Origin of the sequence: Anaerococcus sp. AH8042_DFU013_CI05 (genome assembly GCF_047936775.1) — a bacterium.
Classification (GTDB): Bacteria; Bacillota; Clostridia; order Tissierellales; family Peptoniphilaceae; genus Anaerococcus.
The window spans coordinates 364989-379565 of sequence record NZ_CP175954.1; the positions used below are offsets into that span (position 1 = coordinate 364989).

Here is a 14577-nt window from a genome sequence, read left to right on the forward strand (position 1 = left end):
TTAAAATTTAATCTGTTATAATTAGATTAGCAAATGGAGGAATTATGAAAAAGATAGCCTATGATAATGATAAATACATAAAATTACAATCTGAAAAGATCCTAGAACGCATCAGCCATTTTGATAAGCTTTACCTAGAATTTGGCGGAAAGCTTTTTGATGATGGGCATGCATCAAGAGTTTTACCAGGATTTTTGCCTGATAGCAAACTTAGAATGCTAGAAAGTATAAAAGACAAGGCAGAAATAATAATAACAATAAATGCAAATGATATTGAAAATAATAAAATCAGGGGAGATAATGATATTTCTTATGATACAGAATCTATCAGACTAAAACAAGCCTTTGAACAAAAGGGATTTTTAGTAAATAGTATAGTTATCACCCAATTTACTCACCAAGATAAGGCTATAAAATTTGAAAAATATTTAGACAACCTATCAATAAAACATTACAGGACATATAATATAAATGGCTATCCAAATGACATTGACCACATCTTATCTGAGGAAGGCTTTGGTAAAAATGATTATGTAGAAACAACAAGACCCTTAGTTGTAGTTACTGGACCAGGACCAGGATCAGGAAAAATGGCAACATGCCTTTCACAAATGTATCTTGACCATGAAAGAGGACAAAGATCTTCATATGCTAAATTTGAAACATTTCCTATTTGGAATTTAGGATTGATGCATCCGATAAATATGGCCTATGAAGCTGCCACTGCAAATTTAAATGATATAAATATGATTGACCCATATCACTTAGAGGCCTATGGGACTTTGGCGGTAAATTATAATAGGGATGTAGAAGCATTTTCGGTTTTAAAAAGAATGCTAGAAAAAATTATGGGACAGGCACCATACAAATCACCAACAGATATGGGTGTAAATATGGTTGGTTTTTGCATAGTTGATGAAGAAGCTGCCATAGAAGCAAGCAAAGAAGAAATTATTAGACGATATTATAATGCCTTAGTTGACTATCGTTTTGCCAAAGAATCATATAGCTCAATAGAAAAAATCCAAACCTTAATGTCCAATTTGGATATAAAAGCAGAAGATAGAGAAGTTGCAATCGCAGCTAGAGAAAAAAAACAAAGCACTGGCAAAGAATCATTTGCAATTCAGATGAATGATGGACAGATAATAACTGGTAAGAAATCAAATCTTTTTTCAGCACCAGCTGCAGCAATTTTAAATACATTAAAAAAACTTGGCAAAATAGATGATGAAATACTTTTGCTAAGTCCACATATCATAGAGCCAGTTTCAAATTTAAAAACAGCTTCTCTTGGAGAAGTAGAGCCTTCTCTATCTATAAATGAAATGCTGATTGCTCTTGCAATTTCAGCTACAACAAATCCCTTAACCCATATGGCTATGGAGGAGATTAAAAATTTAAAAAATTTAGATGCCCACAGCACAGTTATTTTAAATGATAGTGAAAAAAGTGAACTTAGAAAATTAGGTTTTAATTTTACTCAAGATGCAGTTTTTGGAGATGATAGTGGATATTAAAAAAGACTTTTAGGATTTCTAAAAGTCTTTTTATCTTTATCATTTAATTTTTAAGCCATCTAGTTAGGCACTTATGTTTATTTGGGATTTTGCGAGTTACTTTTTTAAGTTGTTGTTTTTTTGTCGTTATACTCTATATAATTAAAATATTTTTCTAGTTCATTTAAATCTTCATTTTGGTAAATTTCTACCATTTCATCACTCATCGAGTTTACCACATCTATTATGAATTTCCTTAAACTTGTTTGTCCGAACATATGGTCTGCGAATGTTTCTTTTGCAATTCTTGCTGATTTTGTATTTACTATTCTTTTTGCTAGATCAACACCAGTCAAATCTTTTTTCTTTGTTAGGTATAGGGAGAAAAAGTCTAGTAAGTCCCTAAGGTTATCAACTCTTTTTATTAGATATTTATATACAAGGCCTGAGGTAAATCCCTCTGTTTGGATGAGGTCTTTAAAGAATTTTTCCTTGCTGCCATCTTTTTCTAGTTTGATTGATCTTGTAAATTTATCAAATATTTCGTTTATTTCATCTTTACAATATTCTATAACTATATTTATTAAATTATAGTTTGGATTATTTAGATTATCAATCATTTTTGATACATAGGTAGGTCTTTCTTCCTCACCTAGAGGTTTATATTGATAAATGTAGTTAGCAAAATCATAAAAGGTGTTACCTTCCTCATCAATAGGCATTTGCCAAGCTTTATTTATTATCCTATCCCAATAATTGACTATTTGATATGGTATCAAAATTTTATCTTCAATCTGATCAAAAATTACATCTATAGCTTCTTCTATATTAGTAGCCTTTACATGAAGGATATTTTTTATAGATCTAATTTGAAATTCAAATTCATTGTTTATTTTTGCAATATCTATTTTTCCAAGATATTTTTTAGAAAGTGGGAAATACTTATAGATCATTGGAAAAACTATTTTGTTCATATATCCATGTTCTGGCACATCTTCATTTAAATATGCGCTAGCTTTTTCTATTAGTAGATCTTGCAAATCTATGTGAGCATACTTTGGATTGTTTGCCTGAATCCTTACATAATTATGAAGAACATCTCTAAGTGAAAGTTGTTTTTCAATTGTATAATTTATAGCATCATTAACAACTTCTATTTCATCGGATAAATTTCTATAAGTAAATTTTTTAATTAATTCGGTTTTTATATGAACTTCATAGCCGCTATTTTCTTCTAGTTTATTTATTATTTTTATATGCCTAATAGGTAGGGGATAGGTCACTGTAGAGCCTGTTTGGATATCATAGATTTCATTGCCCATTTCTGAAATATATTTGGCAGTACCATTTTCGTGTAAGTGGCCTGTAAATACAAATTTTACCCCATTGTCAGCTAGTACTTCTATTGGTGTTTTGTTATTTATCCTTGGGTCATCGTCAATAAATTTTGTGCGCCATTCTTTGATTATAAATGGTGAAAAAACCAATTCTTGGTTTCTAAAGTTTGGCATAAGTGCATGGTGGGCCATTACAAAAATTAAATCATTGCGTTCTTTTGCCTCTTTTATTTTTTCTACTGCCCATCTCATTTGCTCTAGGACTAATGATCCAGGAACATTTTCTCTGCCATCCCTATGAGATTGCTCGGTATCAGCAGAATAAATTGAAGTATCTAATGAAATGATGGTTAAGCCACTATTGTTAATCTCACTTGGAATTCTTGCTACATAAGAAAAATATCCGTGAGCATAATATTTGTATTGTTGATCTCTATCATATTCATCATTAACCCTAGTCAAATATTCTTTAAAAATATCTGTATCCTTGTACATTTCTATGACATATGGGTTTTCGTATATAAAAGAATAAAGATCATAAAATTCTTTTGGTGTAATATTTTTTGTTTTTCTAGAATTTTTAAAATCGTAGGACTTATGGTTATTTAGATCATGGTTGCCTGGGATCATAAAAACTTCACGACCTTCTTTGGCATTTTTCCAATCACAAACATATTTTTTAACTATTTCATGAGACTTATATTCTCCATCTTTTACCAAATCTCCTGGCAAAAAAAGAAACTGGCTATTAACCTTATCTACCATAGATAAAGCTTCACCCAGTAAGGCCTCACTCTCTACTAAAAGTTTTCTGTCTATTTTGATTTCTTTTTGGAAATCTTCTGTATCTTTTATCAAGTCATAAGCAAGCACATGGGGGTCGCTAATGATTGATATATCAAAATTGTCTATTTTTTGTAAACTCATATTTACCTCTTAATAACTTTGTCATAAATAATATACCAGGAAATGAAATTTCTTAAACAAAATCAGATAAGAAAATGTTTTTATAAATTTATTAAATGTAAAAAATATTACAAAAAAATATTGACATATGTTAAGTAGATGGTATACTTATTTTACATGAATAACTAGGAAAAGAAGAGTACATATTTATTTTCAAATACAGAGAGATTTGTTAGCTGAGAAAAATCATTGAAAAATTTATGGAAGTGCATCTTTGAGTTTTATACCGAAATCATAGTAGGCTATAACGCTTGTGCCCGTTAAGCACATTAAGGTTTTAAGATATTCTTAAAATAAATTAAGGTGGAACCACGATAACCTCGTCCTTTTTGGGCGGGGATTTTTTATGTTCATGTAATATATAGAAAGGATTTTTATAGTATTATCGGATGAAAAAAATAGTTTATCTAACACTTTCAGCTGCTATGGCATTTAGCTTATCTGCCTGTTCCAGTGCTGATGCTGAAGTAGATACGCATACTCACCACCATGATCATGCTAGTAATAGTGTGACTCATGAAGAACATATGGTCGATGATTTAGAAACTGTTGACTTTATGGATAAAGATTTTGATATGGATAAGATTGAAAAGCGCTCATGCTGTGATCTTTAATATATAACGATTATAAAAGGAGAAATATAAATGAAAAACAATAAATTATTAGCTGTACTATTACTAGGTGGACTTACTTTAGTAGGCTGTGGTAACAACGCAAACAATCAAACTACTGATCAAGCAAATACTCAAACTGAAACTAAAAATGAAGTTGAGAAAGAAAATAAAACCGAAAACAAAACTGAAGATAAAAATGTAGCTCAAGCTCAAAGTCTTGAAGAAGAACCAAGATACAATACTCCAATTAAAATGGGATTTGATGGTGACTTATGTATGGCAGGACAAAACCTTGCTGAAATCAATGGATACTTTAAAGACAAAGGTATAGATATCGAGTTTATCAACACACAAAATGGTAAAGATGCTCTTTCAACAGGACAAATTGACGTTATGACAGGAGAATTTGGTTCACTAATCGTTCCAGCAACAAAAGGACTAAATTATGTCTTCTCAACAGCATCTCACTCAGGATGTAAATCACTTTATGTATTAAATGAAAATACTGATTTACAAGAAACTTCTGATCTAGCTGGTAAATCAGTAGCAGTAACAAATGGTATAGGAAATAGTGGACACAACACTCTTTTAAGATTCTTAAACCATGATGATGTAAATCCAAAAGATATCAAAGTAAAACCAGTAGAAAAATCTGCAGTTATCCAATCTCTAGAAAAAGGCGAAATCCAAGGGGCAGTTCTTGATGATCAATTTGCTCAAGAATTCCTACAAAAAGATATTATTAGACCAATTAGATCACTAACAAGTGATGAGGACTTTGGTAAAGAAGTATGCTGTGTAGCTGCATTTAACAAAGACTTTGTAGAAAACAACCCAATGCTTGCAGAGCTTGTAGCAGAAGCAATTGATGAAGGTAATACATTTGCAGCAGAAAATCCAGAAGAATCAATTAAACTTCTTCAAGATAAAAACTTAGCTGAAGGTGACCCAGAAGTAGCTACTGATCTATTAAAATCATATGACTACTCATTAACAAACGAAGATGGTGAAACAACAATTAGAAGTTATTTCGATGATTACAAAGAACTAGGTCTAATCCCAGCAAATAAATCTACAGATGAACTTGTAGAACAACTATGGAGACCACTAGGTAACGGAGAAGTTGACGTAGTTAGAAAATAGTTAAGGAGAAATAAATGGCAATAAATAATGAAAAACCGTCTGCCGAAATTATAGAAAAGAAACCTTCAACTAGAACCCTTACGGCTGAAGAGCTTATAAAACTTGAATCAAAACCAAGAAATAAAATAAAAGATCGCTTTAAACTAATCCTGCCAATCCTTGCAGGACTTGCGGCAATACTAGAATACCTATTTGTCCCAGATTATGATGTATCCGTAACAAAAACAAATCTTTATCCGGGATTTATAGGCATACTATTAGCAATTTATATTATTGCCCTACTAGTATCTATAAAAAAAGAAAATGTAAGAGATAGACTTTTATATAAGTCTAACTTTTACACTTTCGTATTTATTATATTGATTATTTATGATATCATGACCCTAAAAACAGGAAAATTGGCTCTGCCATATTTCCCATGGCTTGATATGATATTTAATTCTATGAAAGAGGATACAAGCTTTTTAGCAGATTCTGTATTTAGCTCATTAAAATTACTATTTACAGGCTACTTTATAGGAGCATTTTTAGGAATACTATCCGGAATTCTTGCAGGATACTTTGAAAAAGTAAATTATTGGGTAGACCCATTTTTAAAACTACTAGGGCCTATTCCAACTACAACCTGGCTACCAGTAGTAATGGTAATTGCAATAAATCTCTTCCAAGGAGCCGTATTTATAATCGCACTTGGAGTTTGGTTTTCAACAACTCTAGCAACTATTACTGGTATTCACAACGTAGATCCATCCTATTATGAAGCTGCACAAACTCTAGGTGCAACAAACTCTGAATTAGTTAGAAAAGTTGCAATAAAGTCAGCAACACCAAATATTTTCCAAGGATTAATTGCCGGTATGAGCGCTGCTTGTAATGCTCTAATCGTAGCTGAAATGCTAGGAGTAGAAAGTGGACTTGGTTGGTATATTACATGGAAATCTTCATGGGCTGATTACTCAGCTATGTATGGAGCAATTATTTTACTTGCTCTTACATTTATATTAGTAAATAAAGTAATTAAAAATATTAGTAATAGAGCCTTAAGATGGAAAGTTGGGGGTGTAAGATGAGCAAATTAGAATTTAAAGATGTATCAAAATCATTTGTAAGACCAGATAATAACAGCATCACTACAGCCCTAGATGATATAAATTTTGAAATCCATGATGGGGAATTTGTAAGTATAGTTGGACCATCAGGATGTGGTAAGTCTACTATATTAAGACTTATCGCAGGTCTAATCTTCCCTACAACAGGAAATATAAATTTAGATAATAAGGAAATTGAAGGTCCATCTAGCCGCAGGGGTATGGTTTTTCAAAAATCAACCTTATTCCCATGGCTTACAGTAGGAGAAAATGTTGGATTTTCTGGTGAACTAAAAAACGAAGAGAAAGTAAGTGATCAAGCAATTGATCAAATGCTTGAAAAAGTTGGATTACTTGACTTTAAAGATTCATATCCATCAAACCTATCAGGTGGTATGGCTCAAAGGGTTTCGCTAATTAGAACACTAATTAACAAACCAGAAGTTTTATTATTAGATGAACCACTAGGTGCCCTCGATGCATTTACAAGAATGAACATGCAAGATGAAATTTTAAGATTATGGAATGAAGAGAAAAATATGACAATAATGGTAACACATGATGTAGACGAAGCTGTATATATGTCTACAAAAGTTATTGTTATGGAGCCTCGCCCAGGTAGAATAAAGGGCATAGTTCCAATAGACTTAGAATATCCTAGAAAAAGAACAAGTAAAGAATTTATGGCATACAGAAATGAACTTTTAGATATGCTTGATATTTAATAAATAAAAAGTGCTAATTATTAGTTTGATTAGCACTTTTTACTTTACATATTTTTACGTAAATTTGCCATTGATTACTCCCTTATCAATTTATGAAGGTGATATGCCTTAAGGGCAATTACATAAGTTATAAGTTAAAATTCAATTATAAGGGTAACATTATTATTTTAATTAAATATAATATAAAATTAATGTAGTTTTTATTAAATTGATACTTATCAAGGATGAAGTAAAATATATAAATCAAATTGTTCGATTTGAACCTTTATGCTAAAATTAAGTGAAAGGAATTTTATGGACATTAGTAAAAATATAAATAAGATAGTAAATATTTTATTTTACATATGCCTAGTCAGTATTTTAACTATCACAGCAGGAGATAGTTTTTTATTGCTCGCTAGCATACCAATTATTTTTTCTGCTATTGGCCTAGATAAGGGAATTGGTGAATTTTTAATAGTTTTTGCCAGTTCGTTTTTAATTGGGCTAATATTTGGTGATATTAAGCAAAATTGCTTATTTTTCATCCCGATTTTAATTTTGTCACTGATCCAAATAGGACTTATAAAATCTAATTTATCTGATAAATACCAGATAGTCATTAATTTTGCCCTAGCAAGTTTGTTATTTATTGGAATATATAAATATCAAATGATTACTGAAAATATCAGTATTGCTGATATGGCAAATGAAATGAAAGAAGCTTTTTCGTCTAGTTTGGAATATGATATCCCAGATAGGGTTTATGAAACATCATTTGCCCTTTATCCATCTATTTTGTCTGGGCTTGCTATGCTTTATAGTTTGTTTTCCTTAAAAATAGTGAGAAATTATTTAGCCTACAAAAATAAAGGCGAGGATATCAAAAACTTAAATACCATTAGGCTTAGTAAAAGTAATTTCATCACACTAATTGCAATTTGCTTAGTGATTTATTTTGTATTAAGCTTTGTTTTAAGTGTGCCTGTAAAATATATAAGTGCAAATCTTATAGCCATTGTGATTATATTTTTAATTTTAAATGGTATTCTAACTTATGATTATATGACAATGCGAAGGGCCGGAGCTATTTCTCGTGGTATGAGATGGTTTTTTATTATAATGTTTTTCTATTTTTTTATGTTTATCTTTATTTTGTTAGGCATAAGCGATATATTTGTTGATTTTAGAAAAAAGATAAGGAGGATAGATGAAAAATAATTCAAATAAAGCTAATGAAAATATTTTTTATACAATGATTCTTCCGGTTATCACATCAGTTGGGATTTTCTATTATAACCAAATATTTGGGGCCATAGCTATTTTAGGCTGCGGAGCTCTTTACTTTTTTTTGCAAAATCAAAGAGATTATAATGAAAAAGCTATCCAAAGATACGTAGATGATGTGCATTTAAGTTTTGATAGTATCACAAAAAATTTGGTTTTTGAGATGCCTTTTCCTATTGCAGTTTTAAATGATGGAGCAAATATTAAATGGCATAATGGATATTTTAGAAATTTGTTTCCAGGTGAAGATTTAGTTGGAGTTGATATAAAAAAATTAATTTCCGATTTTGAAGATACCGACTTTAGTGATAAGGATGTTATCCAGCCTATAACAATAGTTATAGATGATAAGTCCATGCAATTTTATTTTTCAACAGTATTTAATGAGGAATTAAAAACAACAGAAACTTTTCTATATGGTATCGATAACTCCTATGATGAGTCTATTAAGCAATTATTTAAGGATAAAAGGCTAGTATTTTTTACAGTTTACTTAGATAATTATGAGGATTTAAGAAGTTCAACAAACTCAGTTAATAGACCTCAAGTCCTAGGCGCTGTTGATAGAATAATCAATGAGTACTTTAATGGTCACAACGGTATCGTAAGAAAATATGAAAATGACAGATATATGGTGATCATGGAGTATCAAGATTACCAACAGATCCATGATGAAAAATTTTCGATTTTGGATGATATTAGAGAAATAGAGGCTGGAAATACTATCAATCCTACCTTATCTATAGGTGCTGGTATTTCTGGTGCTAATCCTAGCGAGATATATGGAGACTCAAGAGTTGCAATTGAAATTGCTCTTTCCCGTGGAGGGGACCAAGCAGTAGTAAAAATTGATGATAACTACGAATATTTTGGTGGAAAGTCAAAGGCTACTGAAAAAACTTCAAAAGTAAAATCAAGAGTAATATCTGGTGCTTTAAGACGAATGATAAATGCTTCTAGCGAAGTTTATATCATGGGCCATAACAATCCAGACATGGATTCATTTGGGTCATCACTTGGGGTTTATGAGGGCGTAAGATTTTTAGAGAAAGATGCCTATATCGTACTTAACGAAGTGCCTAGACAAATAGAAAATATGTATGCAAGTACTACTAGTACTCTAGAAGAGCTTGAAGGTAATATTTTAACAGAAGACCAAGCCCTTGCCCGCATAAAGCCTTCATCACTTGTAGTCGTTTGTGATAACCATAGGAAAAACTCAACAGAGGCACCAAGTTTAATTGAAAAAACAGACCAAATTTTTATCATAGACCACCACAGACGTGGAAATGACTATATCAAAAAAGCAACTATTTCTTATATCGAGCCATATGCATCAAGTGCATCAGAGCTTGTAACTGAAATATTAAATTATTTGGATGAAGACTTTAAGGCAAGGACATCTATTGCAGAATCACTTCTTGCAGGAATAACTGTAGATACCAAAAATTTTGTTTATCAAACAGGTGTCCGTACCTTTGAAGCAGCCAGTATATTAAAACGCTGGGGAGCTGATTCTGTGTATATTAAACGTATGTTTAAAGATGACTTTGAAATTGTAAAATATAAGTCGGAAGTTATAGCAGATTCGAGTATAGTAAATGATATGATTGCCATAGCTCATTTTAATAGAGATATAGATGGATCTAGCTTAATTGCAAGTCAGGCTGCTGATGATTTGCTAACTATAAAGGGTGTAAAAGCATCTTTTGTACTCACAAAAGCTAATAACAAAATCCACATTTCTGGTAGAAGCCTTGGCGATATATCGGTACAATTAATACTAGAACGTATCGGCGGGGGAGGCCACCTAACAGCGGCTGCGACCCAATTAGACATGAGCATGGAAAATGCTGAAGATATGCTAAAAAAAGCAATAAATGAATATTTAAGAGAGGAAGAAGAAAATGAAAGTAATACTAACAGATAATATTGTAAGAGTAGGTGTAAAAGGAGATTTAGTAGACGTAAAACCAGGATACTTCAGAAACTACCTAAATCCACAAGGACTAGCTGTAGAAGCAACAAAGAAAAATATGGCTGAGCTTGAAGAAATGCAAGCACAATTAAAAGCTGAAGAAGCAGAAAATAGAAAAGAAGCTGAAGAATTAAAAGAAAAAATCGAAGCACTTACAATTACTCAAAAAGTAAATGTTGGTGAAGATGGTAAACTATTCGGATCAGTAACAAACAAAGACCTTGCAGAATCACTTGCAGAACAAGGAATCGAAATCGATAGAAAAAGAATTGAAGACGTTGAAAAAATTGATGGAGCTGGTGAATATAATCTAAATGTTAGACTTTACCCAGAAGTAAACGCAAATCTTAAAGTAGAAGTTGTAGCTGAGGTTCAATAGTGACAGAGGCAAATAGGCCTCTTCCATACGACTTCTTAGCAGAAAAAGCTATTATCGGAAGTATAATCAAAAAAAATGAGACTTTCGATAAGGCAAATCAAATAATAAAACCTGTAGACTTTTATGATTCTAGGACACAGAGGATATATAAATCAATCGTCACTATGTTTGAAAAAGACATTAAGGTTGATGAAATAAGTTTATTATCCCAGCTTAGGAATGAAAATATATTACAAGAAGTTGGAGGGGAGGAGTTTATCACTGAGATTACCCTCTCCTCATTTTATACTCCAAATATCGATACATACGCAAAAACTGTAAAAGAAAAAGCATTGCTTAGAAGTCTTATAGGGGCAAGTGAAGATATTATGGAGGTAAGCTACAGGCAAAATGAAGATGTAAGCTCCATTTTATCCATGGCTGAGGGAAGGATTTTTGATATATCCCAAAGCAAACTTAACGAAGGTTTGATAAAAGTAGCTGACACCCTTGATGAAACTGTCCAAGTGATCAACGAATTATCCCTAAATGATGGAGAAATTACAGGTGTTGGAACTGGACTTTCAACTATCGACCTCAAACTTTCAGGTCTTCAACCAGCCCAATTAATTTTACTTGCAGCTCGTCCAGCTATGGGGAAAACTGCCTTAGGCCTTACAATGGCATGGAATGCAGCCAGAGAAGGAAAATCTGTTGCATTTTTTTCTCTTGAAATGTCAACTCTCCAATTAAATTATAGACTTTTATCTATGGTAAGCATGATTGATCTAGAACAGGTCATGAATGGTAGGATAAAGGATGATGAGTGGGAGTTATTATTTACTGCTACAAAAGAAATTGCACAAAAAGATTTATATGTCGATGAAACCCCAGGTATCACCCTATCAGAAATGAGATCAAAACTAAAAAGACTAAAAGCTGAAGTAGGGGTAGATCTTGTAGTAATCGATTATCTACAGCTTATGCAAGCAGATGGTCGACAAGAAAATAGACAAAATGAAATTGCTTCTATTTCTCGTGGACTAAAATCACTTTCCAAAGAATTAAACTGCCCAATTTTATCCCTTGCTCAATTATCCCGTGAAGCTGATAAAAGAGCAGACCATAAACCAATCTTATCAGACCTTAGAGAATCAGGTGCCATAGAACAGGATGCAGACGTAGTTATGCTTTTATATCGTGAAGATTATTACGATGAGGAAGAAAATCCAAATATTGCCAAAGTTATAGTTGCAAAACACAGAAATGGTGCAACGGGAACTCTTGATTTATTTTTCAACAAACCATGCACAACCTTTAGAGACCTAAGCTATAGGGAAGAAGATGCATAATTTGAAAGACAAGCATAGAGTTTATATAGAAAAAATAAATCGCGAAACAGCATATGGATTTAAGGATCGGGGAGAGTTTGATGATCCTAGGTTAGCTGGATATAATTACGGTGGCCTAACAGACTTTGAAATTAATTTTTGGTATAATTCTGTAACAACACCACGCAAGAGATATTTTGCAGTAAAAAAGACTGATGATAATAGATTTATAGGTTTTATGGGCCTAAAAAACTATAATCCACTTACCAAAAAAGCAAAACTAGGCATAGTTTTTGATCCGAATTTTGTTTCAGCAGGTTATGGATATGAAGCCATGTCCATATTTTTAGACTATTATTTTAATGAATTAAAATTTAGAGAGATGATTCTTGAAGTAAATCTATTTAATGAAAGAGCAATAAAGCTATATAAAAAATTGGGTTTTAAAGAATGTGGAAAAAAAACTGAAGTTTTTGAAAACCAAAATATAAAATTTGACGAAAGATATTTTGAGGGCAAGAGAGATATTATTTTTTCCAAGATACTTATTATGAATTTAGCAAAGGAAGATTATTATGAACTTTAAGATGCAAGATGTAAAGCTAGATTTAGGTATGACAGCTTTTGAAAATATGTTTTTAAACACCTATGTCCAAATGGCAGATGGAGATGCGCTTAAGGTTTATCTTTTAGTCTACAAAGATGCCTACAATACTGGACTTGTAGATACAAAAAAAATTCAAAAACAATTATCATTTACAGAAGAAAAATTTAATGAGTGTATAGAGTTTTGGATAAATATGGGAGTTTTTCGTGAGAAGAAAAATCCAAGGGGAGAAAATTTCATAGAAATAGTATCTCTAAGGCAAATGTACTATGGTGATAATAGTAAAAGCGATAATGAAATTAGCTTTGATCAGGCAGGCAGAAAGTCAATTATGTTCGATAATATAGAAAGAATACTAGATAGAAGTTTGACCCCAGCAGATATTACTCGTATCCAGGAAACTTTAATAGACTATGATTCTGATCCAGAGTTAGTGACAGAAGCTTTTCGTCAAGGAAAAGCCAATGGAAATATGGATGTAAAATATGTCCTAGGTTACATAAAAACCTGGCGTGACCAAGGAGTCTTTACTCTAAATGATCTAAAAATGCGTGAAGAACGCCAAAAACTTGCTCGTAATAATTCTCCACGCCAATATAGGAAAAAATCTTCTACAAATGATGATGTTAAAAACTATGCCCAAAAAGCTCGTGAAGAACGTTTTAGAAAAATGCTAGGGGAGGATTAAAATGGAAACTAACAATAAAGTATCCAATATCCTATCTCAAAGGCGCGAGCAAAATATACTTGACCAGCAAAAACGAATCAATGAAGTATATCACAAAATTCCTAGTATGGAGTCTTTAGACAAAAATATAAAAGAGCTTGGTTACTCTATAATTCAAGATGGGCTTAAGGGTTTTGATACAGAAAAAAAAGAAAATGACCTTAAAAATTTAAGACTTCAAAAAATAAATATCTTAGAGCAAAATGGATTTTCAAAAGATTATATGGAGATAAGATATCATCATCCAATTTGCAAAGATACAGGATTTGTTGGAACACAAATGTGTTCTTGCCGCAAACAACTAATAATTGATGAAAACTACAATCAATCAAATATTAGAAATCTAATTTCCATAGAAAATTTTAGAAATTTTGATGATTCATTATTTTCTGATAATCCTTATAGAGATTATCCAATTACACCTTATAAAAATATTCAGCTAATAAAAAAATCTTTGTATGGATTTATAAATAATTTTGATAATGTCAGTCACAATTTATATATTTTTGGTGATGTAGGACGCGGGAAAACTTACTTACTAAATGCTATTGCCAAAGAAATTTTAGATCGCAATTATTCAGTCCTTTATATGACCTCTTCAAGGCTTTTTAAATTTTTAAATGACTACAATTGGGCTTTTGAAGAAGTACGTGAAAAACATCAGGATCAATTTGATTTTATCCTAGAATGTGATTTACTAATAATAGATGATTTAGGAAGTGAACCATCCAGTAAAAATGATTCTGCAAATTTATTTGAAGTAGTTAATAATAGAATGATTGCTGGAAAGCCAATTATTTTTTCTACTAACTTTGATGAAACAAGTTTGTCAGATACTTATGGGGATAGGATTTTTTCTAGAATTATTGGAAATAGTGAAGTTTTTGAAATATTTGGTGAAGATTTGAGACTTAAAACAAGAAAATTTTGAGGTAAAA

General features: G+C 31.5%; 13 protein-coding genes and 1 other annotated feature. Of the genes, 12 read left to right on the forward strand and 1 reads right to left on the reverse strand.

The window, feature by feature from the left end; all coding sequences use genetic code 11:
- Positions 1–44 precede the first annotated feature (44 nt).
- A complete protein-coding gene (locus ACKRLN_RS02040; protein ID WP_416335103.1) occupies positions 45–1520 on the forward strand; it encodes a DUF1846 domain-containing protein in 1476 nt (491 codons plus the stop codon).
- Between the two features lie 104 nt (positions 1521–1624).
- Here the strand turns inward: ACKRLN_RS02040 and ACKRLN_RS02045 are convergent, their stop codons facing one another.
- On the reverse strand, positions 1625–3763 hold the full coding sequence (locus ACKRLN_RS02045; protein ID WP_416335104.1) for a metallophosphoesterase family protein: 2139 nt from the start codon (positions 3761–3763) through the stop codon (positions 1625–1627).
- Positions 3764–3920: 157 nt separating this feature from the next.
- Positions 3921–4133, forward strand: a binding site (T-box leader).
- 58 nt (positions 4134–4191) lie between these two features.
- Between ACKRLN_RS02045 and ACKRLN_RS02050 the strand changes: the two genes are divergently transcribed.
- From ACKRLN_RS02050 to ACKRLN_RS02100, 11 genes are all read left to right on the forward strand, one after another.
- Complete coding sequence (locus ACKRLN_RS02050; RefSeq protein ID WP_203127738.1) at positions 4192–4416, forward strand: hypothetical protein; 225 nt, start codon at positions 4192–4194, stop codon at positions 4414–4416.
- 30 nt (positions 4417–4446) lie between these two features.
- Positions 4447–5559: an ABC transporter substrate-binding protein gene (locus tag ACKRLN_RS02055; protein ID WP_416335105.1), complete on the forward strand. Its 1113-nt coding sequence runs from the start codon at positions 4447–4449 to the stop codon at positions 5557–5559.
- Between the two features lie 14 nt (positions 5560–5573).
- Positions 5574–6629, forward strand: a complete 1056-nt coding sequence (locus ACKRLN_RS02060; protein WP_416335106.1) for an ABC transporter permease — start codon at positions 5574–5576, stop codon at positions 6627–6629.
- Positions 6626–7372, forward strand: coding sequence for an ABC transporter ATP-binding protein (locus ACKRLN_RS02065; protein WP_296142533.1), 747 nt, complete (start codon positions 6626–6628; stop codon positions 7370–7372). Before ACKRLN_RS02060 ends, ACKRLN_RS02065 begins: the two co-directional genes overlap by 4 nt.
- Before the next feature lie 294 nt (positions 7373–7666).
- On the forward strand, positions 7667–8572 hold the full coding sequence (locus tag ACKRLN_RS02070) for a hypothetical protein (RefSeq protein WP_416335107.1): 906 nt from the start codon (positions 7667–7669) through the stop codon (positions 8570–8572).
- The gene (locus tag ACKRLN_RS02075; protein WP_203127747.1) at positions 8562–10568 is read left to right on the forward strand and encodes a DHH family phosphoesterase; all 2007 of its coding nucleotides are present in this window, start codon (positions 8562–8564) and stop codon (positions 10566–10568) included. The genes ACKRLN_RS02070 and ACKRLN_RS02075 overlap by 11 nt, the downstream gene beginning before the upstream one ends.
- Entirely contained in the window at positions 10546–10995 is a 450-nt protein-coding gene (gene rplI, locus ACKRLN_RS02080; RefSeq protein ID WP_203127749.1) for a 50S ribosomal protein L9, read from the forward strand. The genes ACKRLN_RS02075 and rplI overlap by 23 nt, the downstream gene beginning before the upstream one ends.
- The gene (dnaB, locus tag ACKRLN_RS02085; RefSeq protein ID WP_416335108.1) at positions 10995–12326 is read left to right on the forward strand and encodes a replicative DNA helicase; all 1332 of its coding nucleotides are present in this window, start codon (positions 10995–10997) and stop codon (positions 12324–12326) included. Before rplI ends, dnaB begins: the two co-directional genes overlap by 1 nt.
- The gene (locus ACKRLN_RS02090) at positions 12319–12891 is read left to right on the forward strand and encodes a GNAT family N-acetyltransferase (RefSeq protein ID WP_416335109.1); all 573 of its coding nucleotides are present in this window, start codon (positions 12319–12321) and stop codon (positions 12889–12891) included. Before dnaB ends, ACKRLN_RS02090 begins: the two co-directional genes overlap by 8 nt.
- Entirely contained in the window at positions 12881–13600 is a 720-nt protein-coding gene (locus ACKRLN_RS02095; RefSeq protein ID WP_416335110.1) for a DnaD domain-containing protein, read from the forward strand. The genes ACKRLN_RS02090 and ACKRLN_RS02095 overlap by 11 nt, the downstream gene beginning before the upstream one ends.
- Before the next feature lies 1 nt (position 13601).
- A complete protein-coding gene (locus tag ACKRLN_RS02100; RefSeq protein WP_416335111.1) occupies positions 13602–14570 on the forward strand; it encodes an ATP-binding protein in 969 nt (322 codons plus the stop codon).
- The last annotated feature ends 7 nt before the right edge of the window (positions 14571–14577 follow it).

What these genes read in the sequence shown, in the direction of transcription:
- ACKRLN_RS02055 (WP_416335105.1), top strand. Translation starts at nt 4,447, where the DNA reads ATGAAAAACAATAAATTATTAGCTGTACTATTACTAGGTGGACTTACT.
- ACKRLN_RS02075 (WP_203127747.1), top strand. Translation starts at nt 8,562, where the DNA reads ATGAAAAATAATTCAAATAAAGCTAATGAAAATATTTTTTATACAATG.
- ACKRLN_RS02040 (WP_416335103.1), top strand. Translation starts at nt 45, where the DNA reads ATGAAAAAGATAGCCTATGATAATGATAAATACATAAAATTACAATCT.
- ACKRLN_RS02095 (WP_416335110.1), top strand. Translation starts at nt 12,881, where the DNA reads ATGAACTTTAAGATGCAAGATGTAAAGCTAGATTTAGGTATGACAGCT.
- ACKRLN_RS02100 (WP_416335111.1), top strand. Translation starts at nt 13,602, where the DNA reads ATGGAAACTAACAATAAAGTATCCAATATCCTATCTCAAAGGCGCGAG.
- ACKRLN_RS02060 (WP_416335106.1), top strand. Translation starts at nt 5,574, where the DNA reads ATGGCAATAAATAATGAAAAACCGTCTGCCGAAATTATAGAAAAGAAA.
- ACKRLN_RS02090 (WP_416335109.1), top strand. Translation starts at nt 12,319, where the DNA reads ATGCATAATTTGAAAGACAAGCATAGAGTTTATATAGAAAAAATAAAT.
- ACKRLN_RS02070 (WP_416335107.1), top strand. Translation starts at nt 7,667, where the DNA reads ATGGACATTAGTAAAAATATAAATAAGATAGTAAATATTTTATTTTAC.
- rplI (WP_203127749.1), top strand. Translation starts at nt 10,546, where the DNA reads ATGAAAGTAATACTAACAGATAATATTGTAAGAGTAGGTGTAAAAGGA.
- ACKRLN_RS02050 (WP_203127738.1), top strand. Translation starts at nt 4,192, where the DNA reads ATGAAAAAAATAGTTTATCTAACACTTTCAGCTGCTATGGCATTTAGC.
- ACKRLN_RS02045 (WP_416335104.1), bottom strand. Translation starts at nt 3,763, where the DNA reads ATGAGTTTACAAAAAATAGACAATTTTGATATATCAATCATTAGCGAC.
- ACKRLN_RS02065 (WP_296142533.1), top strand. Translation starts at nt 6,626, where the DNA reads ATGAGCAAATTAGAATTTAAAGATGTATCAAAATCATTTGTAAGACCA.